General features: G+C 57.3%; 26 protein-coding genes. 20 read left to right on the top strand and 6 right to left on the bottom strand.

Features of this window, described 5'->3' with window-relative positions:
• Positions 1–188: 188 nt before the first annotated feature.
• Positions 189–1,709, bottom strand: coding sequence for an aldehyde dehydrogenase family protein (locus tag ACE3MN_RS06105; RefSeq protein WP_004123921.1), 1,521 nt, complete (start codon positions 1,707–1,709; stop codon positions 189–191).
• Between the two features lie 250 nt (positions 1,710–1,959).
• Between ACE3MN_RS06105 and ACE3MN_RS06100 the strand changes: the two genes are divergently transcribed.
• From ACE3MN_RS06100 to ACE3MN_RS06085, 4 genes are all read left to right on the top strand, one after another.
• Entirely contained in the window at positions 1,960–3,744 is a 1,785-nt protein-coding gene (locus tag ACE3MN_RS06100; RefSeq protein WP_049085038.1) for a sigma-54-dependent Fis family transcriptional regulator, read from the top strand.
• A gap of 149 nt (positions 3,745–3,893) precedes the next feature.
• Positions 3,894–4,193 (top strand): ArsR/SmtB family transcription factor, encoded by a 300-nt coding sequence (locus tag ACE3MN_RS06095; RefSeq protein ID WP_004135065.1) that lies wholly within the window; start codon positions 3,894–3,896, stop codon positions 4,191–4,193.
• A gap of 9 nt (positions 4,194–4,202) precedes the next feature.
• Positions 4,203–4,724, top strand: a complete 522-nt coding sequence (locus tag ACE3MN_RS06090; protein WP_154932872.1) for a rhodanese family protein — start codon at positions 4,203–4,205, stop codon at positions 4,722–4,724.
• A gap of 91 nt (positions 4,725–4,815) precedes the next feature.
• Positions 4,816–4,995: a hypothetical protein gene (locus tag ACE3MN_RS06085; RefSeq protein WP_004123934.1), complete on the top strand. Its 180-nt coding sequence runs from the start codon at positions 4,816–4,818 to the stop codon at positions 4,993–4,995.
• Positions 4,996–5,041: 46 nt separating this feature from the next.
• Here ACE3MN_RS06085 and stpA read toward each other — a convergent pair whose 3' ends face one another.
• Entirely contained in the window at positions 5,042–5,443 is a 402-nt protein-coding gene (gene stpA / locus ACE3MN_RS06080; protein ID WP_004135062.1) for a DNA-binding protein StpA, read from the bottom strand.
• 706 nt (positions 5,444–6,149) lie between these two features.
• Between stpA and alaE the strand changes: the two genes are divergently transcribed.
• Positions 6,150–6,605: an L-alanine exporter AlaE gene (gene alaE, locus ACE3MN_RS06075; RefSeq protein WP_004123939.1), complete on the top strand. Its 456-nt coding sequence runs from the start codon at positions 6,150–6,152 to the stop codon at positions 6,603–6,605.
• 36 nt (positions 6,606–6,641) lie between these two features.
• On the opposite strand, the gene ACE3MN_RS06070 is transcribed toward alaE, so the two are convergent.
• Entirely contained in the window at positions 6,642–6,992 is a 351-nt protein-coding gene (locus tag ACE3MN_RS06070) for a DUF2002 family protein (RefSeq protein ID WP_004123942.1), read from the bottom strand.
• Positions 6,993–7,141: 149 nt separating this feature from the next.
• Here ACE3MN_RS06070 and ACE3MN_RS06065 point away from each other — a divergent pair, with 149 nt between their 5' ends.
• Positions 7,142–7,468: a DUF883 family protein gene (locus tag ACE3MN_RS06065; RefSeq protein ID WP_004123945.1), complete on the top strand. Its 327-nt coding sequence runs from the start codon at positions 7,142–7,144 to the stop codon at positions 7,466–7,468.
• A gap of 63 nt (positions 7,469–7,531) precedes the next feature.
• Here the strand turns inward: ACE3MN_RS06065 and ACE3MN_RS06060 are convergent, their stop codons facing one another.
• Positions 7,532–8,890 carry a PLP-dependent aminotransferase family protein gene (locus tag ACE3MN_RS06060; RefSeq protein ID WP_375364386.1) on the bottom strand — a complete coding sequence of 453 codons (1,359 nt, stop codon included), beginning with the start codon at positions 8,888–8,890 and terminating at the stop codon, positions 7,532–7,534.
• A gap of 87 nt (positions 8,891–8,977) precedes the next feature.
• Here ACE3MN_RS06060 and ACE3MN_RS06055 point away from each other — a divergent pair, with 87 nt between their 5' ends.
• The 14 genes from ACE3MN_RS06055 (at position 8,978) to leuA (ending at position 23,612) form a co-directional block, all read left to right on the top strand.
• Entirely contained in the window at positions 8,978–9,409 is a 432-nt protein-coding gene (locus tag ACE3MN_RS06055; protein WP_049089877.1) for a carboxymuconolactone decarboxylase family protein, read from the top strand.
• Positions 9,410–9,592: 183 nt separating this feature from the next.
• A complete protein-coding gene (gene nrdH / locus ACE3MN_RS06050; RefSeq protein ID WP_004135058.1) occupies positions 9,593–9,838 on the top strand; it encodes a glutaredoxin-like protein NrdH in 246 nt (81 codons plus the stop codon).
• Positions 9,835–10,245, top strand: coding sequence for a class Ib ribonucleoside-diphosphate reductase assembly flavoprotein NrdI (gene nrdI, locus ACE3MN_RS06045; RefSeq protein WP_375364309.1), 411 nt, complete (start codon positions 9,835–9,837; stop codon positions 10,243–10,245). The genes nrdH and nrdI overlap by 4 nt, the downstream gene beginning before the upstream one ends.
• Positions 10,218–12,362 (top strand): class 1b ribonucleoside-diphosphate reductase subunit alpha, encoded by a 2,145-nt coding sequence (nrdE, locus tag ACE3MN_RS06040; RefSeq protein WP_049130992.1) that lies wholly within the window; start codon positions 10,218–10,220, stop codon positions 12,360–12,362. The genes nrdI and nrdE overlap by 28 nt, the downstream gene beginning before the upstream one ends.
• Before the next feature lie 10 nt (positions 12,363–12,372).
• Positions 12,373–13,335 (top strand): class 1b ribonucleoside-diphosphate reductase subunit beta, encoded by a 963-nt coding sequence (nrdF, locus tag ACE3MN_RS06035; RefSeq protein WP_004132940.1) that lies wholly within the window; start codon positions 12,373–12,375, stop codon positions 13,333–13,335.
• A gap of 345 nt (positions 13,336–13,680) precedes the next feature.
• Positions 13,681–14,883: a glycine betaine/L-proline ABC transporter ATP-binding protein ProV gene (gene proV / locus ACE3MN_RS06030; RefSeq protein ID WP_024358419.1), complete on the top strand. Its 1,203-nt coding sequence runs from the start codon at positions 13,681–13,683 to the stop codon at positions 14,881–14,883.
• Complete coding sequence (gene proW / locus ACE3MN_RS06025; RefSeq protein WP_024358420.1) at positions 14,876–15,940, top strand: glycine betaine/L-proline ABC transporter permease ProW; 1,065 nt, start codon at positions 14,876–14,878, stop codon at positions 15,938–15,940. The genes proV and proW overlap by 8 nt, the downstream gene beginning before the upstream one ends.
• Positions 15,941–16,002: 62 nt before the next feature.
• A complete protein-coding gene (gene proX / locus ACE3MN_RS06020) occupies positions 16,003–16,998 on the top strand; it encodes a glycine betaine/L-proline ABC transporter substrate-binding protein ProX (protein ID WP_004132934.1) in 996 nt (331 codons plus the stop codon).
• Between the two features lie 241 nt (positions 16,999–17,239).
• Complete coding sequence (locus ACE3MN_RS06015; protein ID WP_004132932.1) at positions 17,240–17,986, top strand: AzlC family ABC transporter permease; 747 nt, start codon at positions 17,240–17,242, stop codon at positions 17,984–17,986.
• The gene (ygaH, locus tag ACE3MN_RS06010) at positions 17,976–18,311 is read left to right on the top strand and encodes an L-valine transporter subunit YgaH (RefSeq protein WP_024358422.1); all 336 of its coding nucleotides are present in this window, start codon (positions 17,976–17,978) and stop codon (positions 18,309–18,311) included. The genes ACE3MN_RS06015 and ygaH overlap by 11 nt, the downstream gene beginning before the upstream one ends.
• 91 nt (positions 18,312–18,402) lie before the next feature.
• Positions 18,403–18,933, top strand: a complete 531-nt coding sequence (mprA, locus tag ACE3MN_RS06005; RefSeq protein WP_004104785.1) for a transcriptional repressor MprA — start codon at positions 18,403–18,405, stop codon at positions 18,931–18,933.
• Between the two features lie 131 nt (positions 18,934–19,064).
• Positions 19,065–20,237 (top strand): multidrug efflux MFS transporter periplasmic adaptor subunit EmrA, encoded by a 1,173-nt coding sequence (gene emrA, locus ACE3MN_RS06000; RefSeq protein ID WP_004123983.1) that lies wholly within the window; start codon positions 19,065–19,067, stop codon positions 20,235–20,237.
• A gap of 15 nt (positions 20,238–20,252) precedes the next feature.
• On the top strand, positions 20,253–21,791 hold the full coding sequence (gene emrB, locus ACE3MN_RS05995) for a multidrug efflux MFS transporter permease subunit EmrB (RefSeq protein WP_004123984.1): 1,539 nt from the start codon (positions 20,253–20,255) through the stop codon (positions 21,789–21,791).
• Positions 21,792–21,935: 144 nt separating this feature from the next.
• Positions 21,936–23,612, top strand: a complete 1,677-nt coding sequence (gene leuA, locus ACE3MN_RS05990) for a 2-isopropylmalate synthase (RefSeq protein WP_154932866.1) — start codon at positions 21,936–21,938, stop codon at positions 23,610–23,612.
• Here leuA and ACE3MN_RS05985 read toward each other — a convergent pair.
• The gene (locus tag ACE3MN_RS05985; protein ID WP_024358424.1) at positions 23,591–24,358 is read right to left on the bottom strand and encodes an AraC family transcriptional regulator; all 768 of its coding nucleotides are present in this window, start codon (positions 24,356–24,358) and stop codon (positions 23,591–23,593) included. The two genes, leuA and ACE3MN_RS05985, sit on opposite strands and share 22 nt — an antisense overlap.
• Before the next feature lie 57 nt (positions 24,359–24,415).
• On the bottom strand, positions 24,416–24,931 hold the full coding sequence (gene luxS, locus ACE3MN_RS05980) for an S-ribosylhomocysteine lyase (protein ID WP_375364308.1): 516 nt from the start codon (positions 24,929–24,931) through the stop codon (positions 24,416–24,418).
• Between the last annotated feature and the right edge of the window lie 136 nt (positions 24,932–25,067).

The following is a 25,067-nucleotide window of genomic DNA, read 5'->3' as shown; positions in this document are numbered from 1 at the left end:
TTATTTTCGTAACCAAATAAACAATAATCACCTGCGTAATTATATATCGGGGATATCAATGGCAAGGGTATTTCATGTGAAAGCAAGGGAGGCAAAACGAATAACAGCACTTTCTTTATGGAATAATAAACCCGCAATCCATGTTAAAGATTGCGGGTTTTCCTAAAATAAATAGCTGACGGCGCCGATCAGAACAGACCCAGCGGCGCCGTGCCGTAGCTCACCAGCAGGTTCTTCGTCTGCTGATAGGCGTTAAGCGCCATCTTATGGGTTTCGCGCCCTACGCCGGACTGTTTGTAACCGCCGAACGCGGCGTGCGCAGGGTAAATATGATAGCAGTTGGTCCACACTCGGCCGGCCTTAATGCCGCGCCCCATGCGATAGGCCAGATTGGTATCCCGCGTCCACACCCCGGCCCCAAGGCCAAACTGGGTCTGGTTAGCAATAGACAGCGCCTCGGCTTCATCTTTAAAGGTGGTGACGCCGATAACCGGGCCAAAGATCTCCTCCTGGAAGCTGCGCATATCGTTGCGCCCCTGAATCAGCGTCGGCTGAATATAGAAACCGTTATCCAGTTCGGCAGAGATACTGGCGCGTTCGCCGCCGGTCAGGATCTTACCGCCTTCATCGCGGGCGATCTTAATATAGGAAAGGATCTTATCGAACTGCTGACGCGACGCCTGCGCGCCGATCATCGTGTCGGTATCAAAGGGGTCGCCGCGGCGAATTTGCGCTACCTTATCCATGACCCGCGCCATAAAGGGCTCGTAGATAGACTCCTGAATCAGCGCGCGGGACGGGCAGGTGCAGACCTCGCCCTGGTTAAAGAAGCCCAATACCAGGCCCTCTACCGCCTTCTCGATATACTCTTCTTCGCCTTCCATCACGTCGGCAAAATAGATATTCGGCGACTTCCCGCCCAGCTCAACGGTACAGGGGATAATATTTTCCGCCGCGCAGGCCATAATATGCCGGCCTACCGGCGTGGAGCCGGTAAAGGCGATTTTGGCGATGCGTTTACTGGTTGCCAGCGCTTCGCCCGCCTCTTTGCCAAAACCCTGCACCACGTTAAGCACGCCCGCCGGGAACAGATCGCCAATAATCTCCAGCAGCAGCGTAATGCTAAGCGGCGTCTGCTCCGCCGGTTTAAGTACCACGCAGTTGCCAGCCGCCAGCGCCGGAGCCAGCTTCCAGGCGGCCATCAGCAGCGGGAAGTTCCACGGAATTATTTGCCCGACCACGCCGAGAGGCTCATGGAAATGGTAAGCCACCGTCGTTTCATCAATCTCCGCCGTGCTTCCCTCCTGCGCGCGCAGGCAGCCGGCGAAATAGCGGAAGTGATCGACCGCCAGCGGCAGATCGGCGTTAAGGGTTTCGCGGATCGGCTTGCCGTTATCCCAGCTCTCAGCCACCGCCAGATATTCCAGATTGGCTTCAATACGGTCGGCAACCTGCAGCAGCAGATTCGCGCGATGCTGAGCCGACGTTTTACCCCAGGCGTCGGCGGCCCGGTGCGCCGCATCAAGGGCGAAGTCGATATCTTTGGCATCAGAACGCGGAAACTGCCCGATGTTGCTACCATCGACCGGGGAGGTATTCATAAAGAATTCACCGCCGATCGGTTCGACAAATTTACCGTCAATAAAGTTACCGTAGGCTGACTTCAGTGCAACCAAAGCGCCCGGCGTGCCAGGATGTGCATAACGCATCGCGAATCTCCTTCATGTAGGGTTGAAGCGCAGCGGCGTATTAGTTTTGTACGGCTGCTCGCTGCGCCTCTCCTCCATTGCAGGGGTTATGCCATTTTTCCAGGTTTAAAATAATTATTTATTTTCAATTATTTAATAAATTCACTTTTCGTTCTGTCGCACGGAATGTCTCTTATGTGTCGCAAATCGCAACACTACAAAAACCTTATAGCTACAATATTGCAACACAAATAAAACCACGAGGTGTCCCGTGCCAGGAAATCCGTTTGCCCTGACGCCAGAGATCGAAGCGAGTCCGCTGCTGAGCGACTCCTGGTGCCGTAGCCAGCGCTATGGCCTCGACCCCGCCACGGATGACTTCCCTCGCCTGCACGCCAGCGAACTGGCCGAGAGGCTCGCCAGCCACAGCCGCCTGCAAACGCTGGCCCAGCCGGTCGTCAATGCGCTTTCCCGCAAAGTCAACGACCTGCAATCCGTCGTGGTTCTCTCCGACGCCAGCGGTCTGGTTTTGCAAACCTTTGGCGATACGCACGCCATGCAGAAAGCGCAGCGCTTCGCTTTAGCGCCGGGCAATCTGTGGAGCGAAAGCGGACGCGGAACCAACGCCATTGGCACCGCGCTGGCGATTGACGACAGCTGCGAAATCGATGGCCGCCAGCATTTCCTGACCAGCAACCGGGGACTTTATTGCGCCGCCGTGCCGCTGCAAAGCCCCGATGGCAATATCGCCGGGGTGCTGGATATCTCCGGCCCGGCGCACTATCCGCACGCGCGAACGCTGTCGTGGGTGAAAGGCGCCGCGAAGCAAATAGAATATCTGTGGTTTAAGCAGAGTCTGCATCCGCAGCAGTGGCTGATGAGCCTGCATCCTCAGCCGGAGAAACTCGACGGCGTCGACGAACTGCTGCTGGTGTTTACGGATGCGGTTCTGACGGCCGCCAACCGGCTGGCGATGCGCGAATTCTCGCTCAACGCAGAACAGTTCGGCCATCTCACCTTCCAGCAGCTTTTTCCACGGCTGCGGCAAACCGCCGTCAGCATACCGCTGCCGCTCGCCGCCGGGGATCGGCACTACTATTACCGTCTGCGCGCGCCCGCTACCGCAAGCGTCGCGGTGACCCCACGCCCAGGTATCGATCTGCTCTTCTCCAGCCAGCGCGAGGGGGAGAAGCTGCTGCGTCTGCTTAACGCCGGGATCGGTTTGTGTATCGAAGGCGAAACCGGCTGCGGCAAAGAGTACGTCAGCCGCACCCTGCACCGGCATAGCCGCTGGAGCGGCGGCAAGTTCGTCGCCATCAACTGCGCCGCCATTCCGGAATCGCTGATTGAATCCGAGCTGTTTGGCTACCAGCCCGGGGCGTTTACCGGCGCAAACAAAAACGGCTATATCGGCAAAATTCGCGAGGCCGACGGCGGCGTGCTGTTTCTTGACGAGATCGGCGATATGCCGTTAACGCTGCAGACCCGGCTGCTGAGGATCTTACAGGAGAAAGAGGTCACGCCGCTTGGCGCCAGCCGGAGCTCGCCGGTTAACTTCGCTGTGATTTGCGCCACCCACCGCAACCTGGCGCAGCGCGTCGCCGAAGGTACCTTCCGCGAAGATCTGCTCTACCGCCTGCGCGAGTTTGCTCTGACGCTGCCGCCGCTGCGCGAGTGGCCTGAACTCCCGGCGTTTATCCAGCGATTGTGGCGCGATCTTGGCGGAGAAAAGCGTCGCGTCGCGCTGGGCCCGGCGCTTGTGCAACACCTGGCGACTCAGCCCTGGCCAGGCAACGTCCGCCAGCTGCAAAGCCTGATGAGGGTACTGCTGGCGCTCGCCGAAGAGGGTGAAACGCTGACAGTGGGTGATTTGCCCCAGGAATACCGAAGTTCGCCCGCCCCCCGCCCGCCGCGTGGGCTTCAGCAGCACGATGCGCAGCTGATTGCCGATACGCTGGCAAGCTATAACGGCAACATCAGTAAGGCCGCGCAGGCTTTAGGCGTCGCGCGCAGCACGCTGTATCGCCGCGCCGCTCGTCGCGGAAGCCGCTTCTGATTCGCTCGCGGCGTGAAGCGCAGCGGCCATATTACCGTCATTACCGTTACCAGGTTTCAGCCGCGCCATTTTGTCACTGCAGCATTCAGTGCTGGCGCACTGCGGCTTTTTATTTTAGACTTTACTAAATTTAGAAAAGACTAAAATAAATGAATACACCCGAACAGCTACAGGCCAGCGCCGGGGAAGCCGCCGCGCTGCTGAAAGCCATGAGCCACCCCAGTAGGCTATTGATTCTGTGCATGCTATGCGATGCGCCGGGCACCAGCGCCGGCGAACTGGCGCGCATCACCGGGCTGAGCCCCTCCGCAACCTCCCAGCATCTGGCGCGAATGCGCGATGAAGGCCTGATCGGCTGCGAACGTCAGGCGCAGCGCATCCACTACTTCATTACCCGGCCAGCGGTTCGGCACATCGTCACCACGCTGAAGTCAATCTATTGCCCTTAAGGAGCGTTTATGACTATTGCTACTCTTTCTCCTGCCGAAGCCCGGGCCCTCATCGACCACGGCGCGCGGCTGATCGATATCCGCGATGCCGATGAATACGCCCGCGAGCATATTCCCGGCGCGGAACTCGTGCCGCTGGCAACCCTGACGAATGGCGCGGCGCTGCGCGCCAGCCCTGAAGAGACGATCGTTTTTCACTGTCAGGCGGGTTCGCGCACGCAGAATAATGCCGCCCGTCTGGCGCAGGCCGCCGCACCGGCGCAGGCAAGGCTGCTGGCTGGCGGAATTCAGGCGTGGAAAGCGGCGGGTCTGCCGGTGAAAGAGGATAAATCTCAGCCGCTGCCGCTGATGCGCCAGGTCCAGATCGTCGCCGGGGTTCTGATCTTGCTTGGCGTCGCTTTAGGTTACGCTTTTAACAGCGGCTTTTTTCTGCTTAGCGCCTTCGTCGGCACCGGATTAACCTTCGCCGGGATCACCGGTTTTTGCGGTATGGCGCGTCTTTTGGCTTTGATGCCGTGGAACCGCCGCTAGCCTCTACCTCTTTTGCTCAGTTGTTGGTAACGCTTTTGCTGAGCTATGGTTATTGTCAGCGAAAGATTTATCAGCACACAGGAGAAGCAGTATGTTTTCAGTCGGTGACCTGGTACAACCGCGCGCGGGTGGGCCAAAACTTAAAGTCGTTGAAGTCGAGGACGATCGCATTATTGCCGTTCAGGCAAGCAACGAGCAGGGCGAGAAATATACGCTGAAGGCAGCCGATGTGACGGCATATAAAGAAGACGGCGATTTTGGCGTATGCTGATTAAGCCGGGTAACGATAACGGTGGGTTTCCCCACCGTTTTAACGATTAGATCAGGAAACTATCAAGGGATTTTCCCTCAGCCACCGCTTTCGCAAGCGGCTTCGGCATACGTCCCTGCCCGGTCCACGTTTTCTCGGCGCCGGTATGATCGGTAAAACGATATTTAGGCGGACGCGGCTGGCGCTTTTTGTTGCCTTTCGAGGAAGCGCTATTGTGGCCCACTAATTGTTCAGGCGTAATACCATCAGCAATCATTAATTCCAGCCAGGTATTTAGTTTCTCCTGATGTTCTGCCCGCAGTGCCTGAGCAGCCTGCTCTTCAGCACGTTTTTCTTCAGTGACGGTCCTTAGCTTTGCCAGCATATCTTCAAGCACGTCAATGGAGAATTCACGGGACATGGCGCGGAGTGAACGGATATTATTCAATTTCTCTAATAGTAATGACATATAATTCAAAAAATTCCCAAATAGCAAATGAAACAAAGATTACGGCGCTAGTTTAATTGATACGATTATTTATTTCCAGCCTTTCACTAATTGCGGATATAGCATCAGCTATATTTGACAATAAATAAGATAAACAAATCGATAAAAGCGAAATTTCACGCAGTGAATAAACCTGGGCGAAAAGAAAAATATCAACCAGCCACTACCTTTAGCTTATTTCCTGCATGCTCAGCAGGTTATCCGTATATCCACGCCAGGCCATCACAAGGCGTCACTGACGCTGGCGGAATAGTCATGCAAAAAATCTGAATGCTCACCCAGCGAATAAATCAGCATATCATGCTGACATTTTGCTTTTTGACGAGTAAAAAATGCCAAAAGTGACGCTACGCCCGCCGCGACGCGATTCTGTCGCGCAATCGCCCTCTCTCGCACCGGCCTCCCGCCGATCCCTACAGCGCACAAATCAACTATCTATTTGAAATGTATTATAAAAATAAACAATGGCAACAAAAGTAGCGTAACGAACAAAAAACAGCCTGAAGCAGAGTATTTTATCGACCAAAAGCCTTTAAATAAAAATTTATAGCTAGTTGCCTCTTTTAATGTAGAGATATAATCTACGCACATCAAAACAGGCACCCAAAAACGCTGATTTCCCGCCAATCTTTTGGCATTATCGACTTCATTTTCGAGGAGCATACCGATGTTCTCTGCGCAGTCCCGCTTGCGTCATGCGGTAGCAGACACCTTTGCGATGGTGGTTTACTGCACCGTTGTGAACATGATGATCGAAATTTTTCTCTCCGGAATGACTTTTCAGCAGTCGTTATCTTCGCGACTGGTGGCGATTCCGGTGAACATTATTATTGCGGTGCCTTACGGCTTTTATCGCGATTTCGCGATGCGCCAGGCGCGTCGCATCAGCGCGTCCGGCTGGATGAAGAACATTGCCGATGTGGTGGCCTATGTGACATTCCAGTCACCGGTATATGTGGCGATTCTGCTGGTTGTCGGCGCCGACTGGCATCAGATAGCCGCGGCGGTGAGTTCCAATATCGTGGTATCAATGATGATGGGCGCCGCGTACGGCTATTTCCTCGATTACTGCCGTCGCCTGTTCCGCGTCAGCCCCCTGCCCGCAGGCCAAAGCCTGAGTTGATGCAAAAAAGCGACTGGTTCCGCCAGCCGCTTTTTGTCAGCTATACTGCGTTTCGCCAAACAGGCCACTCAGAAAACGCTCAAGCGCCATTCGCGAACTGAACCCGTGTGGAATACCATAATGCTGTTGAGCATCCCCCGCTAAATAGAGCGGGAACTGCTCATAATGATCGCAGGTTTTGATATCCGACGCGGGCTCCGCAAGCGTTGTGCTGCGCTCTTTTAAAGCCGGATGAATAATTAACGCGGTACGCCCCATACGAGCTTCACGGTTCACATAAACATAATTATCGCCACGGCGATAGCCGTACGCTTTTTGCGTCACAACATCCATGGTGAAGCCGGCTTTTTCAAGAACACGCGCCACCTCATCGGGTCTTAAATACATACTCATTCCTCATTATCTTTTACCGCACGTTAACCTTACCTTATTCATTAAAGGCAACGCTTTCGGAATATTCCATAAAGGGCTATTTACAGCATAATTCAAAATCTTGTCCTACACTTATAGACTCAATGGAATTAAGGGAGAAACCAATGGCCAACCGAGCAAACCGCAACAACGTAGAAGAGAGCGCTGAAGATATCCATAACGATGTCAGCCAATTAGCGGATACGCTGGAAGAGGTGCTGAAATCGTGGGGCAGCGACGCCAAAGACGAAGCAGAGGCCGCGCGCAAAAAAGCGCAGGCGCTGCTGAAAGAGACCCGCGCCCGGCTTAACGGCAACAACCGCGTCCAGCAGGCGGCGTGCGACGCCATGGGCTGCGCTGACAGCTACGTGCGCGACAAACCGTGGCAAAGCGTCGGCGCCGCAGCAGCCGTTGGGGTATTTATTGGCGTATTACTGAATTTACGTCGATAATAAAACTGCCAGACCCATGAAGATAACAAATACGCGTCGACCCCTGCTCTGCAGGGGTTTTTGTTATCTCTTCGCGTAAAGCGCGGCATCAAGCTTACGCACGGCCTCGTTGGCCATTTCCGCCGACGTCAGATTAGTGAAGCTCATGATCAGCCCCCCATCTCCCCGACTCTCCATCCGCCAGTCGCTCAGCGCCTGGACGGCCAGACCGGCCCACCTGGCGCGCTGCGCCAGAAGGCGATCGTCACCGGCCACCCTGACCACCATCTGGATCCCCCCCGCTTGAGGCACCACGGTAAAGCCCTGCGCGCGCAGCGCCGACTCAAGCCACAGGCGGCGCTGGGCATAGCTGGCGCGCATTTTCTTCAGATGTCGCCAGAAGTGGCCTTCGCGAATAAAATCCGCCAGCGTCTGCTGCCACAGCGTCGGCACGCTACAGCTCATTAGCGCGGCCTGTTCACGAAACTGCGCCACCAGCGGTTCAGGCACCACCAGCCAGGCAGCGCGCAATGCCGGAAACAAAGACTTGCTGAACGCCCCGGCATAGATGACCCGCTGCGGGGCGTCGAGGCTTTTCAGCGGCGGCAGCGGCTTACCGTGATAGCGGAATTCGCTATCGTAATCATCTTCGATAATCCACGCGTTATTCTGCGCCGCCCATAGCAGGAGCTGTCTGCGCCTGGACAGCGAGAGCGCCACGCCGAGCGGGCTCTGATGAGCCGGGGTCAGCAGAGCGAAATGGGCAGTCGGGTAATGCCGCTGCGCCCAGGCAATATCCATCCCGTCGTCGTCGACCGGAACGGGGTTGATCGCTACCCCCTCGTCGTTCACTACCGGGCGGATCAGCGGAAACCCCGGATCTTCCATCCACATTTGCTGGCCAGGCCGCGCCAGCGTGCGCAATATAAGGCGCATCGAGGCCGCGTAGCTACCGGTGATCAAGACCTGCTCAGGCCGACATTCAATGCTGCGCGACAGGCGCAAATAATCGGCGATCGCCCGGCGAAGCGTCAGTTCTCCGCAGGGATCGCCTGGCGCAAGGTCAAAACGCGTTTGCGTACGCAGACGCCGCCCCATCACGCGCGCCCACAGACCGCGTGGAAACAGATCCAGCGCGGGCAGCCCCAGCTGAAACGGCAGCGGCGCCGCGGGCTCATCGCCCGCGACGGGCTGAACGGGCGCGTTTTGCTGCGGAATAAGCCGCTCGCTAACAAAGGTCCCCGCCTGTCCGCGCCGCTCCAGCCACCCCTGCGCCACCAGCTCGCCCCAGGCGTTCTCAACCGTCGCCCGCGATACGCCAAGCTCCTGAGCATATACCCGGCTCGCAGGCAGCCTGCTGCCGGGAGCCAGCTCGCCGCGTTCAATCGCCTGCTTAAGCTGCCTGGCAATGCGTCGGTAGTGGGGGATTTTTTGGGCGTCCATCATGGTCTGCTTTTTTCATCACAATATGGCTATCTTATGCAGTCCATTATAGTGCTATTTTCCTCGCGTCTTAATGAGGAGAGTAAAATGAACACACTACGTCAGCCGTACAATGAACTGAGCCCGGAAGTCTATAACGCCCTGGTTCAGGCCAAAATTGCGCTGGAAAAAAGCGAGCTGGATGGCGCGCTGATCGAAATGGTGTATTTGCGGGTGTCGCAAATCAACGGCTGCGCCTTCTGCCTGGAGATGCACAGCAAAGCCCTGCGTAAATCCGGCGTGGCGCAGAACAAGCTGGACGCGCTGGCAGGCTGGCGGGTGAGCGCCCATTTCAGCGATGCCGAACGCGCGGCGCTGGCGTGGGCGGAATCGGTCACCCATATCGCCGAAAGCCATGCGCAAGACGATGTTTATCTGCCGCTGCTGGACCATTTTAGCGCCCGCCAGATTAGCGATCTGACCTTCGCCATCAGCCTGATGAACGCCTTTAACCGCCTGGCGGTGAGCATGCGCCTGTAATCTCACGTCACAAAGTCCCGCCCCCCGCAGAATCCTTTTGCGGGGGCTAATCTTTACAAAAACCATATATATTGCGTTGTTGAACTTTTAAATAACTACATCTAGTATTTCCTTTATCGGTAACCCATAGCACGCGACGTCAGTTTTAGCGCCGTACTGCTATTTTAAATGGAAATACGAATCATGCGCATTACTATTTACACTAAAAACGACTGCGTACAGTGCCATGCCACTAAGCGGGCCATGGAAACCCGCGGGTTTGAATTCGACACGATCAATATCGACCACCATCCTGAAGCCGTCGATCTGCTGCGCGAGCAAGGTTTCCGCCAGCTGCCGGTGGTCATTGCCGGAGAGACCCGCTGGTCCGGCTTTCGTCCCGACATGATCAACCGCCTGCGCCCGACAGTTACAGCGGCCAGCGTATGAGCCTGATCGTCTACTTCTCCAGCAGTTCGGAAAACACGCACCGGTTTGTCCAGCGTCTGGGGCTGCCCGCCATGCGTATTCCGCTTAACGAGCGCGAGCGCATCCAGGTAGACGAACCCTACATTCTCATCGTCCCCAGCTATGGCGGTGGCGGCACGGCGGGCGCGGTCCCTCGACAGGCGATCCGCTTTCTTAACGATCCGCACAACCGCCAGCTCATTCGCGGCGTCATCGCCGCGGGCAACCGCAATTTTGGCGAGGCCTACGGCCGGGCTGGCGACGTCATCAAGCAGAAATGCGGCGTACCGTATCTCTATCGTTTTGAACTGATGGGCACCCCGCAAGATGTCGACAACGTGCGTAAAGGAGTAAGCGAATTTTGGCAACGACAACCGCAGAACGTATAACCAGCGAGGCGCCGGATTTCCACGCCCTCAACGCGATGCTGAATCTCTACGACAGCAACGGCCGCATCCCGTTTGACAAAGACCATCAGGCGGTGGCGGCGTTTATGGCCAGCCACGTCGCGCCCAATACCGTGCCCTTCGCCAGCCAGGACGACAAGCTGACGTGGCTGGTCGCCGAAGGCTATTACGATGCCAGGGTGCTGGCACGCTACAATCGCCAGTTTATTCTCGAGCTATTTGCCCATGCCCGGGACGGCGGTTTTCGCTTCCAGACGTTTCTCGGCGCATGGAAGTTCTATACCAGCTACGCGCTGAAAACCTTCGATGGAAAGCGCTACCTGGAAGACTTTGCCGACCGCACCTGCATGGTGGCCCTGGCCCTGGCGCAGGGTAACGAGACGCTGGCCCATCAGCTGACCGATGAGATCCTCTCCGGGCGCTTTCAGCCCGCCACGCCGACGTTCCTCAACGCCGGTAAACAGCAGCGCGGCGAACTGGTCTCCTGCTTTCTGCTGCGTATCGAAGATAATATGGAATCCATTGGCCGGGCGGTGAACTCGGCGCTGCAGCTATCCAAGCGCGGCGGCGGCGTGGCGTTTCTGCTCTCCAACCTTCGCGAAGCCGGGGCGCCAATCAAGCGCATCGAGAATCAGTCCTCCGGCGTGGTACCGGTGATGAAAATGCTGGAAGACGCCTTCTCCTACGCCAACCAGCTCGGCGCGCGCCAGGGGGCCGGCGCGGTCTATCTGCACGCCCATCATCCCGATATCCTGCGGTTCCTGGATACCAAACGCGAGAACGCCGATGAAAAAATCCGCATAAAAACGCTCTCTCTCGGCGTCGTGATTCCGGATATCACCTTTCAGCTAGCGAAAGAAGATGCGCAGATGGCGCTGTTCTCCCCCTACGACGTCGAGCGCCTGTACGGTAAAGCGTTCGGCGATATCGCGGTAAGCGAAATGTATGCGCAACTGGTGGCCGACGAGCGGGTCAGCAAACGCTGGATCCGCGCCCGCGACCTGTTCCAGCGGCTGGCGGAAATTCAGTTTGAGTCCGGCTATCCGTACATCATGTTTGAAGACACGGTGAATCGCGCGAACCCGATTGCCGGGCGCATCAATATGAGCAACCTGTGCTCGGAGATCCTGCAGGTCAACTCGCCTTCTACCTTTGACGAAAACCTGGATTACGCCAGCATCGGCCAGGATATCTCCTGCAACCTCGGCTCGCTGAATATCGCCCACACCATGGACTCTCCTGATTTCGCCCGCACGGTCGAGGTCGCGGTGCGCGGCCTGACGGCGGTTTCCGAGATGAGCGACATCCGTTCGGTACCGTCGGTAGCGGCGGGCAATGCCGCTTCGCACGCCATCGGCCTTGGGCAGATGAATCTGCACGGCTATCTGGCGCGCGAAGGTATTGCCTACGGTAGCGAAGCGGGCCTGGATTTCACCAATTTCTATTTCTATACCATCACCTGGCACGCGCTGCGCACCTCGATGCTGATAGCGCGGGAAAAAGGGACGCGTTTTGCCGGATTCGAGCAGTCGCGGTACGCCAGCGGCGACTATTTCCGCCCCTACCTGGAAGGCGACTGGCAGCCGAAAACGGCGACAGTCCGCGCGCTGTTCGCCCGTGCCGGTATTGTTCTGCCCGACCGCGATATGTGGCGGCAGCTGCGCGATGACGTGATGCGCTACGGTATTTATAACCGCAACCTGCAGGCGGTGCCGCCGACGGGCTCGATTTCCTACATCAACCACGCGACCTCCAGCATCCATCCGATCGTGTCGAAGATTGAGATCCGCAAGGAGGGGAAAACCGGACGGGTTTACTATCCGGCGCCGTTTATGACCAACGACAACCTGGCGCTGTATCAGGATGCTTACGAAATCGGCCCGCAGAAGATCATCGACACCTACGCCGAGGCGACGCGTCACGTCGATCAGGGGCTGTCGCTAACCCTGTTCTTCCCCGATACCGCCACCACGCGCGACATCAACAAAGCGCAAATCTACGCGTGGAAGAAGGGCATCAAAACGCTGTATTACATCCGTCTGCGCCAGCTGGCGCTGGAAGGTACCGAAATTGAAGGCTGCGTGTCCTGCGCGCTATAAGGAGAACAGGATGACCCATTTATCGCGCATCAGCGCCATCAACTGGAACAAGATTGAAGATGATAAGGATCTGGAGGTCTGGAATCGGCTGACCAGCAACTTCTGGCTGCCGGAGAAGGTGCCGCTGTCCAACGATATCCCCGCCTGGCAAACCCTCACCCCGGCGGAGCAGCAGCTGACGATTCGCGTCTTCACCGGGCTGACGCTGCTCGATACCATCCAGAATACCGTCGGCGCGCCGGCGCTGATGGCCGACGCCCTCACCCCGCACGAGGAAGCGGTACTGTCGAACGTCAGCTTTATGGAGGCGGTGCACGCCCGCTCCTACAGCTCAATCTTTTCGACGCTCTGCCAGACCAAAGACGTCGATGCCGCCTATGCCTGGAGCGAACAAAACGCGCCGCTGCAGCGCAAAGCGCAGCTGATGCTGGAGTACTATCAGGCAGATGAACCGTTGAAGAAAAAAATCGCCAGCGTCTTTCTCGAATCCTTCCTCTTCTACTCCGGTTTCTGGCTGCCGATGTACTTCTCCAGCCGGGGGAAAATGACCAACACCGCCGATCTGATTCGCCTGATTATCCGCGATGAAGCGGTACACGGTTATTACATTGGCTACAAATTCCAGAAAGGACTGGAAATAGTCAGCGCCGAGAAGCGCGAAGAGATGAAAAACTTCGCCCTCGACCTGCTGATGGATCTGTATGACAACGAACTGGCCTACACCCGTGAACTGTACGCCGATAGCGGCTGGATTGAGGAGGTCAACGCCTTTCTCTGCTACAACGCCAACAAGGCGCTGATGAACCTCGGCTACGACGCGCTGTTCCCGGCGGAAATGGCCGCCGTCAATCCGGCGATCCTCGCTGCGCTCTCGCCGAATGCCGACGAAAACCACGACTTCTTTTCTGGTTCAGGTTCATCGTATGTGATGGGAAAAGCGGAAGAAACCGTCGACGCCGATTGGGACTTTTAGCCTTACTTTCACCAGGAATATATCAGCATATTTCCTGGTGATTTATTTCACATTATTTGTTTTCACCTCACTCAATATCTTTCGGTCATCACCGTGTCATATTCAACAACATGCCCTCGATTTTCACCTAAATTAAGGCAACATAACTAAAAAATATCGACCACAAGTCATTCGCGCTCAGCCCTTATATCACGGGGGATGTACCGGAATTCTCTCCCGCGCATTCCCCTGGCAACGCCACATAAAGGGTTGTCACAGATTCTCAGTATGTTAGGGTGTAAAAAAGCAATTATCACTACCGGGTACCATATCGATATTAATAAATAACAGGAAACACTCTCTTGCATGGCAATTAAATTAGAAATCAAGAATCTCTATAAGATATTTGGCGAGCACCCGCAGCGGGCTTTCAAATATATCGACAAAGGACTATCGAAAGAACAAATACTGGAAAAGACGGGGTTATCGCTTGGCGTAAAGAACGCCAGTCTGACCATTGAAGAAGGCGAGATATTCGTCATCATGGGGCTCTCCGGTTCGGGGAAATCCACCATGGTTCGCCTTCTCAATCGCCTGATTGAACCCACCCGCGGCCAGGTCCTGATCGACGGCGTCGATATCGCTAAAATCTCTGACGCCGAGCTCCGCGAGGTGCGCAGAAAAAAGATTGCGATGGTTTTTCAATCCTTTGCGCTTATGCCGCATATGACCGTGCTCGACAACGCCGGTTTCGGCATGGAGCTGGCCGGCGTGCCGACTCAGGAACGCCAGGAAAAAGCGCTGGAGGCGCTGCGTCAGGTCGGCCTGGAAAATTATGCTCATGCGTACCCGGACGAACTCTCCGGCGGCATGCGCCAGCGCGTTGGTCTCGCCCGCGCGCTGGCGATTAACCCCGATATTCTGTTAATGGATGAAGCCTTCTCAGCGCTCGACCCATTAATTCGTACCGAAATGCAGGATGAGCTCACTAAATTACAGGCCCGGCATCAGCGTACCGTGGTATTTATTTCCCACGATCTCGATGAAGCCATGCGGATTGGCGATCGTATTGCCATTATGCAAAATGGTGAAGTGGTTCAGGTCGGCACGCCGGATGAAATACTCAATAATCCGGCCAATGATTATGTCCGAACCTTCTTCCGCGGCGTCGATATTAGCCAGGTGTTCAGCGCTAAAGATATTGCCCGCCGCAGCCCGGTGGGGCTGATTCGTAAAACGCCTGGTTTCGGCCCGCGCTCCGCGCTGAAATTATTGCAGGATGAAGACCGCGAATATGGCTACGTCATTGAACGCGGGAATAAGTTTGTTGGCATTATCTCCATTGATTCTCTGAAAGCCGCGCTGAGCGAAGGCCAGGGAATCGATGCGGCGTTAATCGACTCCCCGCAGGCGGTGGATGCGCAAACGCCGCTCAGCGAGCTGCTCTCTCACGTCGGCCATGCACCGTGTGCGGTGCCGGTTATCGATGAAGGGCAACAGTACGTCGGCATCATTTCCAAACGCATGCTGCTGCAGGCTTTAGATCGCGAGGGGGCAAACAATGGCTGATCAATCTAACCCGTGGGACACCGCGCCGGCGGCGGATAGCGCAGCGCAATCCGCCGATGCCTGGGGCACCTCTACGCCAGCGCCGACCAACGGCGGCGGCGCCGACTGGCTGAGCAGCGCGCCCGCGCCGCAGCCGGAACACTTCAATATTATGGACCCGTTCCATAACACGCTGATCCCGCTCGATAGCTGGGTCACGCACGGCATCGACTGGGTGGTGATGCATTTCCGTCCGCTATTCCAGGGAATACGCGTACCGGTGGATTACATCCTGAGCGCCTTCCAGCAGCTGCTGCTGGGCATGCCGGCGCCGGTGGCGATTATTATTTTCTCGCTGATTGCCTGGCAGATTTCCAGCGTCGGCATGGGCGCGGCGACGCTGATTTCGCTGATCGCCATCGGCGCTATCGGCGCCTGGTCGCAGGCGATGGTAACCCTGGCGCTGGTGCTGACCGCACTGCTGTTTTGTATGCTGATCGGCCTGCCGCTTGGGATATGGCTGGCGCGCAGCCCGCGGGCGGCGAAAATCATCCGTCCGCTGCTCGACGCGATGCAGACCACGCCGGCATTTGTCTACCTGGTGCCCATCGTGATGCTGTTCGGTATCGGCAACGTTCCGGGCGTGGTGGTCACCATTATCTTCGCCCTGCCGCCGATTGTCCGCCTGACCATTCTGGGGATTAACCAGGTGCCGGCGGATCTGATTGAAGCATCGCGCTCCTTCGGCGCCAGCCCGCGTCAGCTGCTGTTTAAGGTTCAGCTACCGCTGGCCATGCCGACTATTATGGCCGGGGTCAACCAGACGCTGATGCTGGCCCTGTCGATGGTGGTCATCGCCTCGATGATTGCCGTTGGCGGTCTCGGCCAGATGGTACTGCGCGGCATCGGTCGCCTTGATATGGGCCTGGCCACCGTTGGCGGCGTCGGGATTGTTATCCTCGCCATTATTCTTGACCGTCTGACTCAGGCCGTAGGACGGGACTCGCGCAGTCGCGGCAACCGCCGCTGGTATGCAACCGGCCCACTGGGGCTGATAACTCGCCCTTTCTGTAAATAAGAGCCCATCCCCCCGGCAATCGGGGGGATAGACTCCCCTTCTGATAAGTAAAAGGAACAACGATGCGACATACAGCGATCCTTGCCACAGCGTTAACCGCCCTCATTTCCACCACCGCCTTCGCGGCGGATCTGCCTGGCAAAGGCATTACCGTTAAGCCGATTCAGAGCACTATTTCGGAAGAGACCTTCCAGACCCTGCTGGTCAGCCGCGCGCTGGAGAAGCTCGGTTATACCGTCGATAAGCCGAGCGAAGTGGATTACAACGTCGGCTATACCTCGCTCGCCTCCGGCGACGCCACCTTTACCGCCGTCAACTGGCAGCCGCTGCACGACGATATGTACGCTGCCGCCGGCGGCGATAAAAAGTTCTACCGCCAAGGCGTATTTGTGAACGGCGCGGCGCAGGGCTACCTGATTGATAAGAAAACCGCCGAGCAGTACCACATCAAATCTATCGACCAGCTAAAAGATCCGAAAATCGCCAAACTGTTCGACACCAACGGCGACGGCAAAGCCGACCTGACCGGCTGTACGCCTGGCTGGGGCTGTGAAGCGGTAATTAACCATCAGCTTGATGCCTATGGTCTGAATAACACCGTCACCCACAATCAGGGGAACTATGCCGCCATGATGGCCGACACCATTGCCCGCTATAAAGAGGGCAAGCCGGTCATCTACTACACCTGGACGCCTTACTGGGTCAGCGATGTGCTGAAACCGGGTAAAGACGTCGTCTGGCTGCAGGTACCGTTCTCCTCCCTGCCGGGCGTGCAAAAAAATATCGACACGAAGCTCTCTAATGGCGCCAACTACGGCTTCCCGGTCAGCACCATGCATATCGTCGCCAACAAAGCCTGGGCCGAGAAAAACCCGGCGGCGGCGAAGCTGTTTAGCATCATGAAGCTGCCGATTGCCGATATCAACGCCGAGAATGCCATGATGCACGAGGGGCATGGTTCGGAAGCGGATATTCAGGGCCACGTCGACGGCTGGATCAAAGCCCACCAGCAGCAGTTTGACGGCTGGGTGAACGAAGCGCTGGCCGCGCAGAAATAATCTCCCGCTTTTATCGCGTTTCCCCGGAAAGGCTCCCGCCTTTCCGGGCCATCAGAACATACAGACTCCACCTTCGCTATCATCGCCCCGCCTTTCCCGCCCGATGGGTTTATATGCAAAAAATGTGCATAACTTTAACCATCAGCCTCTTAGCGGCTGTTAAGCCGCACGGCTCTCTGCTAAGGTAAATCTACCTGTTTAATCATGTGATTTTCACGTGAGTGATTAATAAGCAATTCCTATGGAAAATTCTGACGCATTGACGCATACCCCTCCCGCCGCTGAGGCCACGCTGGCTGAAGGCCTGAAAGACAGCCTGCCTATCGTCATTAGCTATATTCCCGTGGCCTTCGCCTTCGGCCTCAACGCCACGAAGCTCGGCTTCACTCCCCTGGAAAGCCTGTTCTTCTCCTGCATTATTTACGCGGGCGCCAGCCAGTTCGTGATCGTCGCGATGCTGGCGGCGGGAAGCTCGCTGTGGGTCGCCGCGCTCACCGTCATGGCGATGGACGTTCGTCACGTTCTCTACGGCCCTTCCCTGCGCAGCCGCATCCCGCGCGCGCTGAGCAACAAAAAAACCGCGATCTGGGCGTTCGGCCTGACCGATGAGGTCTTTGCCGCCGCCACCGCTAAACTGGTACGCGACGGTCGGCGCTGGAGCGAAAGCTGGATGATCGGTATCGCTTTTCTGTCCTGGGCGTCGTGGGTCTTCGGCACGCTGATCGGCGCGTATTCAGGCAGCGGCCTGCTGACCGATTTTCCGGCGGTGGAGGCGGCGCTGGGCTTTATGCTTCCCGCGCTGTTTATGAGTTTTTTACTGGCTTCTTTCCAGCGCAAGCAGTCGCTTAGCGTGACCGCCGCGCTGGCAGGGGCGCTGGGGGGAATGATTCTGTTTTCCATACCCGCCGCCATCCTGGCCGGGATTGTCTGCGGCTGCCTGACCGCTCTGGTACAGGCCAGCCTACAGGGGATGCCCGATGAACAGTGATGTCCTGACGATCGGCGTTGTGGTCGGCTGCGTAAACTATCTGTTTCGCTATCTGCCGTTGCGCCTGCGCGCCGGCAACGCGCGTCCGACGCGTCGCGGTCCGATCGGCGTGCTGCTCGATACCATCGGCATCGCCTCTATTTGCGCGCTGCTGGTGGTCTCCAGCGTGCCGGAAATTCTCCACGACGCCCGCCGCCTGCTGCCTACACTGGCTGGCTTCGCCGTGCTGGGCCTGGCCTTCTGGAAAACGCGCAGCATTATTTTGCCTACGCTTCTAAGCGCCCTAACCTACGGTGTTGTCTGGAAAATCGGCCTATGGCTATAAGCCTAAAGTATCAATTTTTGTCAATAATTCATTTGATTTATTTGTCACAATAGTTATTATATCGACTGTAATTAATGAGGTCATAACCAAAATGGATAGTTCGTTTACTCCCATTGAGCAAATGCTCAAGTTCCGCGCCAGCCGTCACGAAGACTTTCCTTTTCAGGAAATTCTGCTCACCCGCCTTTGCATGCATATGCAGGGAAAGCTGCTGGAAAACCGTAACAAGATGCTGAAAGCGCAAGGGATTAACGAGACATTGTTTATGGCGCTGATCACGCTTGAGTCTCAGGAAAACCACAGCATTCAGCCTTCTGAGCTGAGCTGCGCGCTGGGCTCTTCCCGTACCAACGCCACGCGCATTGCCGACGAGCTGGAAAAACGCGGCTGGATTGAGCGCCGCGAAAGCGATAACGATCGTCGCTGCCTGCATTTACAGCTCACCGAAAAGGGGCATCAGTTCCTGCGCGAAGTGTTACCGCCGCAGCACAACTGCCTGCATCAGCTCTGGTCTTCTTTAAGCACCAGCGAAAAAGATCAGCTCGAGCACATCACCCGTAAACTGCTTGGTCGCCTCGACCAAATGGAAGAGGATGGCGTGCTTGCGGAGTCTCTGCGCTAAGCGCGGAACCAACCGCTCAACGCTTTTTCTGGATTGACAAGGAAACGAACAGGCCAGCAGATCTTCTGCTGGCCTTTCTGATAAACAGGTCGGCTCAGCCGATGTGAAATAATAAGATCGTGGAGAATAACATGAGCGCAAATGCGGAGAGCCAAACCCCGCAGCAACCGGGCAGCAAAAAAGGGAAGCGTAAAGGCGCCCTGCTGCTGCTGACCTTGCTCTTTATTATTGTTGCCGTGGCATACGGGATTTATTGGTTTTTAGTACTGCGTCACTTCGAAGAGACCGATGACGCGTACGTGGCAGGGAATCAGGTGCAAATTATGGCGCAGGTGTCCGGCAGCGTGACGAAAGTCTGGGCCGACAACACCGACTACGTGCAAAAAGGCGATCCGCTGGTCACCCTCGACCAGACCGATGCCCAGCAGGCGTTTGAAAAAGCGCAGACCCAGCTGGCCGCCAGCGTGCGTCAAACGCGCCAGCAGATGATCAACAGCAAGCAGCTGCAGGCCAGCATTGAGGTTAAAAAAACCGCGCTTTCCCAGGCGCAGACCGACCTTAACCGCCGTATTCCGCTGGGGGCCGCCAACCTGATTGGCCGCGAAGAGCTGCAGCACGCCCGCGACACGGTTGCCAGCGCCCAGGCCGAACTGGACGTGGCGATTCAGCAGTACAACGCCAACCAGGCAATCGTGCTGGGTACGAAGCTGGAACAGCAGCCTGCTGTGCTGCAGGCGGCCACCGAAGTGCGTAACGCCTGGCTGGCCCTGCAGCGGACAAAAATCGTCAGCCCGATTAGCGGCTACGTATCGCGTCGCTCCGTACAGCCCGGCGCGCAAATCAGCAGCACCACGCCGCTGATGGCCGTCGTTCCGGCGACCAACCTGTGGATTGACGCCAACTTTAAAGAAACGCAGCTGGCGCATATGCGTATCGGTCAGCCGGCCACCGTGATCAGCGATATTTACGGCGACGATGTGAAATACACCGGTAAAGTGGTCGGCCTCGATATGGGTACCGGTAGCGCCTTCTCGCTGCTGCCCGCGCAGAACGCCACCGGCAACTGGATCAAAGTGGTTCAGCGCCTGCCGGTACGTATTGAGCTGGATGAAAAACAGCTGGCGGAGCACCCGCTGCGCATCGGCCTGTCGACCCTCGTTGAGGTGAACACCACCGACCGCGGCGGCGAGATGCTGGCAAGTCAGGTGCGTAGCTCCCCGGTTTACGAAAGTAATGCCCGCGAAATCGGCCTCGAGCCGGTCAATAAGCTGATAAACGACATCATCCAGGCCAACGCCGGATAATTCGGGGTGAGCGTAATGCAACAGCAAAAACCGCTGGAAGGCGCGCAGCTGGTCATTATGACCATTGCGCTGTCGCTCGCGACCTTTATGCAGGTGCTGGACTCCACCATCGCCAACGTGGCCATCCCCACCATCGCCGGTAACCTTGGCTCATCGTTGAGCCAGGGCACCTGGGTTATCACCTCGTTTGGGGTAGCGAACGCTATCTCCATTCCGATTACCGGCTGGCTGGCAAAGCGCGTTGGCGAAGTGAAGCTGTTCCTCTGGTCGACGGTGGCGTTCGCCATCGCCTCCTGGGCCTGCGGCATGTCAAACAGCCTGACGATGCTGATTTTCTTCCGCGTGATTCAGGGGATCGTCGCCGGTCCGCTGATCCCGCTGTCGCAAAGTCTGCTGCTCAGCAACTACCCGCCCGCCAAGCGCTCTATCGCGCTGGCGCTGTGGTCAATGACGGTGATCGTCGCGCCGATTTGCGGCCCTATCCTCGGCGGCTATATCAGCGACAACTACCACTGGGGCTGGATCTTCTTTATCAACGTGCCGATTGGTATCGCCGTGGTGGTGATGACGCTACAGACCCTGCGCAACCGCGAAACCCGCACCGAGCAGCGGCGGATCGACGGCGTCGGCCTGGCGCTGCTGATCATCGGTATCGGCAGCCTGCAGGTGATGCTCGACCGGGGTAAAGAGCTGGACTGGTTCGCCTCGAACGAGATCATCATCCTGACCATTGTCGCAGTGGTGGCGATAAGCTTCCTTATCGTCTGGGAGCTAACCGACGACAACCCGATAGTCGACCTGTCGCTCTTTAAGTCGCGAAACTTCACCATCGGCTGCCTGTGTATCAGCCTCGCCTATATGCTCTACTTTGGCGCTATCGTGCTGTTGCCGCAGCTATTGCAGGAGGTATACGGCTATACCGCCACCTGGGCCGGTCTGGCCTCGGCGCCGGTCGGGGTGATCCCGGTTATCCTGTCGCCGATTATCGGCCGCTTCGCGCATAAGCTGGATATGCGTCGGCTGGTCACCTTCAGCTTTATCATGTACGCGGTCTGTTTTTACTGGCGCGCGTGGACCTTCGAACCGGGTATGGACTTCGGCGCCTCGGCGTGGCCGCAGTTTATCCAGGGCTTTGCGGTGGCCTGCTTCTTTATGCCGCTGACGACCATTACGCTTTCCGGCCTGCCGCCGGAAAGGCTGGCGGCGGCATCGAGCCTGTCGAACTTTACGCGTACCCTGGCGGGCTCCATCGGCACCTCGATTACCACCACCATGTGGACGAACCGCGAGGCGCTGCACCATGCTCAGCTTACCGAGTCGGTGACGCCGTATAATCCCAACGCCCAGCAGATGTACGACCAGCTGCAGGGATTAGGGATGACGCAGCAGCAGGCGTCCGGCTGGATCGCGCAGCAGATAACCAACCAGGGGCTGATTATCTCCGCCAACGAAATTTTCTGGTTCTCGGCGGCGATATTTATCCTTCTGCTCGGGCTGGTGTGGTTTGCCAGACCGCCGTTCAGCGCCGGCGGCGGCGGTGGCGGCGCGCACTAAGGTTTGACCTGAAGGGATCTGCGGATCCCTTTTTTTATGGCCGCCGCGCAGGTTGTCCAGTTTGCGCTAGTTTATGTCCAGTTCGCTGGAGATGCCTTTTCGCCTTGTCATGCACGATAAAGACTCGCTTAGAAGGAGAAAATCATGCTGACTCAACCTGGTGAAAAATACCGTCCCTATCCGCCGATTGCCCTGCCCGACCGCCGCTGGCCGGAGCAGCAAATTACCCGCGCCCCGCGCTGGCTCTCCACCGACCTGCGCGACGGCAACCAGGCGCTGGCCGAGCCGATGGACAGCGCGCGCAAACTGCAGTTCTGGGACTTGCTGCTAGAGTGCGGATTTAAAGAGATCGAGGTGGCCTTTCCCTCGGCTTCGCAAACCGATTTCAACTTTGTGCGTCAACTTATTGAAGAACGGCGCATCCCGCAGGACGTGACGATTCAGGTGCTGACCCAGGCGCGGGAAGATTTAATCCTCAGGACCTTCGAATCGCTGCGCGACGCCCACCGCGCCACCGTTCACCTCTATAACGCCACCGCTCCGCTGTTCCGCGAGCGGGTTTTTGGAATGAACAAAGCGCAGGTCGTCGAGCTGGCGACCCGCGCTACCCGGCTTATCCGCCAACGGTGCGAACAGCAGCCGCAGACCCGCTGGCAATACGAGTACTCCCCGGAAACTTTTTGTTTTACCGAGCCGGAATTCGCGCTGGAGATTTGCGAAGCGGTGGCGGAAATCTGGCAGCCCTGCGCCGAACGGCCGATGATTATCAACCTGCCCGCGACGGTGGAAGTGAACACGCCTAACGTTTATGCCGATCAAATTGAGTATTTTTGTCGTCACTTCTCGCGCCGCGCCGATGTGTGCATTAGCGTTCATCCGCATAACGACCGGGGAACCGGCGTCGCCAGCGCGGAGCTGGCGGTGATGGCCGGCGCCGACCGCGTCGAAGGCTGCCTGTTCGGCAACGGCGAGCGCACCGGTAACGTCTGTCTGGTGACGCTGGCGATGAATCTCTACAGCCAGGGCGTCGATCCCCGGCTCAGGTTCGCTGAGATGAACCGGGTGGTCGAAATCGTCGAAAGCTGCAACCAGATCCCGGTTCATCCGCGCCACCCGTGGGCGGGAAGCCTGGCCTATACCGCCTTTTCCGGCTCGCATCAGGATGCGATCAAAAAAGGGTTCGACGCCCGCCGGCCCGGCGATCGCTGGGAAATGCCCTACCTGCCTATCGACCCGCAGGATATCGGCTGTAGCTACGAGGCGGTGATCCGCGTTAACAGCCAGTCCGGCAAAAGCGGCAGCGCGTGGCTGATTGAACAGAATCATGGCCTGAAGCTGCCGCGCGCGCTGCAGCAGGATTTTAGCCTGCACGTCCAGCGCGAAACCGATACGCATGGTAAGGAGATGACCCACAACGCGCTGTGGCAACTGTTTCGCGCACGCTACGGGCTGGTCCCCCAGCCGCCGCTGGCGCTGCTGGATTACCAAAGCGATAGCCAGCAGGACGGCCAGCTTTCTCTGCAGGCTTCCCTGCGCATCGCCGGCGAAACGCGACGTTTGCAGAGCCGCGGCAACGGCCTGCTGTCCGCCGCCGCCAGCGGGCTGAGCGGCCTGTTAAAGCAAAACTTCGTGATTAAGGATTATCACGAGCATACCCTCGGCGAACGTAGCGACAGCCGTTCAGTCGCCTATATTCGCTGCGTCTTCCCGAATGGCGACAGCCGCTGGGGGGTGGGAATTGATAACGACGTGGCGCGCGCCTCGCTGCAGGCGCTGTGCAATGCGGTGAGCGCAGGCCATTACTCCGGCGAACGGAAGTAGTCGCTGGGGGCGACGCCTGTTACCCGGCGAAACATGGCGCTAAAAGCGCTGTGGCTACCGTAGCCGAGATCCAGCGCCACCCGCAGTACCGACTGCCCCTGCGCCAGGCGAACCAGCGCTTCCATCAGCTTCGCCCGGCGCACCCATTCACTCCAGGTGAGCGTGGTCTGCTGCTGAAAATGACGATTCAGCGTGCGCTCGCTCATGCTGCTCTCTTTCGCCGCCACGGCGCTGCTCCACGAGTCGCCGGGCGCTTCTCTTACCTTCTGGCATAAACGGCGCAGCGCTTCGCTTTGCGGCTCCGGCAGGCCAAACGGCAGCACCGCCATGCCGCGAATTTCATCGAGGATCAGTTCGTAAATGCGTTCATCGCGGCTGCCCGGCGCGTAGGATTCCGCCAGCGTCAGCGACGCGACGATCAGTTCACGCAGCAGCGGAGTCACCTGCACTATCTGGCAGGCAGCGGGAAGATCGGCGCGCGCGAGAGGATCGATAAACAGGGTTCGCGCAGCCGCAGCGCCGGTAACCCGTAGGGTATGCGGGGTACCGGCGGGCAGCCAGACGCCTCGCCCCGGCGGCACGACCCAGTAGCCATGCGCAGTTTCCACCCGCACCACGCCGCTGAGAATATGCAGCAGCTGGGCGCAATCGTGCTGATGCCAGGGTTCGCTATCGCCATGGGCGTAATCATGGGCAAAAGGCACCAGCGAACGGTGTTGAAAATTGAAGGTTAAAGTCGTCGACATCGCCGCGGCGTCAGGGAATAGCGGCCCGACGGGGTTCGCCGGGCCGTGGCAGAAGCACTAGATGTGCAGTTCTTGCAGTTTTTCTTTCGGCAGCGCCAGCTCATCGTTGCTATTGACGCGGACATCGCGCTCGATGATATGGCGAGCGATTTCCTGAGCTTCTTCCAGCGAGTGCATGGTGTAGGTTCCGCACTGGTAAACGTTCAGCTCCGGGATCTGGTTCTGATCTTTCACCTTCAGCACGTCGGCCATCGCCGCTTTCCAGGCATCCGCGACGCGCTGCTCGTCCGGCGTACCGATCAGGCTCATATAAAACCCGGTGCGGCAACCCATCGGAGAGATATCGATAATTTCCACACCATTGCCGTTCAGGTGATCGCGCATGAAGCCGGCAAACAGGTGCTCGAGGGTATGAATGCCTCTTTCCGGCATCACTTCCTGGTTTGGCACGCAGAATCGCAGATCGAAAACGGTGATTTCATCGCCCTGAGGCGTGTTCATTTTCTTCGCGACACGCACCGCAGGCGCTTCCATTCGGGTATGGTCGACTGTGAAACTATCTAACAACGGCATTCTTCACCTCCGATAGTGATTTTTTTAAAAATAAAATGAACTCTTTTTGAGGCAGCGAGTCTGAGTATATGAAAGACGCGCATTTATTATCATCATCATCCCTGAATCAGAGATGAAAGTTTGGCCACAGTGATGT

The organism is Klebsiella grimontii (assembly GCF_042137965.1).
GTDB classification, from domain to species: domain Bacteria; phylum Pseudomonadota; class Gammaproteobacteria; order Enterobacterales; family Enterobacteriaceae; genus Klebsiella; species Klebsiella grimontii.
Note: the sequence above shows the minus strand (reverse complement) of the source record. Positions and strands in the feature narration are given on the sequence as shown.

Bases quoted from the DNA above. Each gene is read 5' to 3' on its own strand.
- ACE3MN_RS06105 (WP_004123921.1), bottom strand. From the start codon at position 1,709: ATGCGTTATGCACATCCTGGCACGCCGGGCGCTTTGGTTGCACTGAAG.
- ACE3MN_RS06095 (WP_004135065.1), top strand. From the start codon at position 3,894: ATGAATACACCCGAACAGCTACAGGCCAGCGCCGGGGAAGCCGCCGCG.
- ACE3MN_RS06090 (WP_154932872.1), top strand. From the start codon at position 4,203: ATGACTATTGCTACTCTTTCTCCTGCCGAAGCCCGGGCCCTCATCGAC.
- ACE3MN_RS06085 (WP_004123934.1), top strand. From the start codon at position 4,816: ATGTTTTCAGTCGGTGACCTGGTACAACCGCGCGCGGGTGGGCCAAAA.
- stpA (WP_004135062.1), bottom strand. From the start codon at position 5,443: ATGTCATTACTATTAGAGAAATTGAATAATATCCGTTCACTCCGCGCC.
- alaE (WP_004123939.1), top strand. From the start codon at position 6,150: ATGTTCTCTGCGCAGTCCCGCTTGCGTCATGCGGTAGCAGACACCTTT.
- ACE3MN_RS06070 (WP_004123942.1), bottom strand. From the start codon at position 6,992: ATGTATTTAAGACCCGATGAGGTGGCGCGTGTTCTTGAAAAAGCCGGC.
- ACE3MN_RS06065 (WP_004123945.1), top strand. From the start codon at position 7,142: ATGGCCAACCGAGCAAACCGCAACAACGTAGAAGAGAGCGCTGAAGAT.
- ACE3MN_RS06060 (WP_375364386.1), bottom strand. From the start codon at position 8,890: ATGGACGCCCAAAAAATCCCCCACTACCGACGCATTGCCAGGCAGCTT.
- ACE3MN_RS06055 (WP_049089877.1), top strand. From the start codon at position 8,978: ATGAACACACTACGTCAGCCGTACAATGAACTGAGCCCGGAAGTCTAT.
- nrdH (WP_004135058.1), top strand. From the start codon at position 9,593: ATGCGCATTACTATTTACACTAAAAACGACTGCGTACAGTGCCATGCC.
- nrdI (WP_375364309.1), top strand. From the start codon at position 9,835: ATGAGCCTGATCGTCTACTTCTCCAGCAGTTCGGAAAACACGCACCGG.
- nrdF (WP_004132940.1), top strand. From the start codon at position 12,373: ATGACCCATTTATCGCGCATCAGCGCCATCAACTGGAACAAGATTGAA.
- proV (WP_024358419.1), top strand. From the start codon at position 13,681: ATGGCAATTAAATTAGAAATCAAGAATCTCTATAAGATATTTGGCGAG.
- proW (WP_024358420.1), top strand. From the start codon at position 14,876: ATGGCTGATCAATCTAACCCGTGGGACACCGCGCCGGCGGCGGATAGC.
- proX (WP_004132934.1), top strand. From the start codon at position 16,003: ATGCGACATACAGCGATCCTTGCCACAGCGTTAACCGCCCTCATTTCC.
- ACE3MN_RS06015 (WP_004132932.1), top strand. From the start codon at position 17,240: ATGGAAAATTCTGACGCATTGACGCATACCCCTCCCGCCGCTGAGGCC.
- ygaH (WP_024358422.1), top strand. From the start codon at position 17,976: ATGAACAGTGATGTCCTGACGATCGGCGTTGTGGTCGGCTGCGTAAAC.
- mprA (WP_004104785.1), top strand. From the start codon at position 18,403: ATGGATAGTTCGTTTACTCCCATTGAGCAAATGCTCAAGTTCCGCGCC.
- emrA (WP_004123983.1), top strand. From the start codon at position 19,065: ATGAGCGCAAATGCGGAGAGCCAAACCCCGCAGCAACCGGGCAGCAAA.
- emrB (WP_004123984.1), top strand. From the start codon at position 20,253: ATGCAACAGCAAAAACCGCTGGAAGGCGCGCAGCTGGTCATTATGACC.
- leuA (WP_154932866.1), top strand. From the start codon at position 21,936: ATGCTGACTCAACCTGGTGAAAAATACCGTCCCTATCCGCCGATTGCC.
- ACE3MN_RS05985 (WP_024358424.1), bottom strand. From the start codon at position 24,358: ATGTCGACGACTTTAACCTTCAATTTTCAACACCGTTCGCTGGTGCCT.
- luxS (WP_375364308.1), bottom strand. From the start codon at position 24,931: ATGCCGTTGTTAGATAGTTTCACAGTCGACCATACCCGAATGGAAGCG.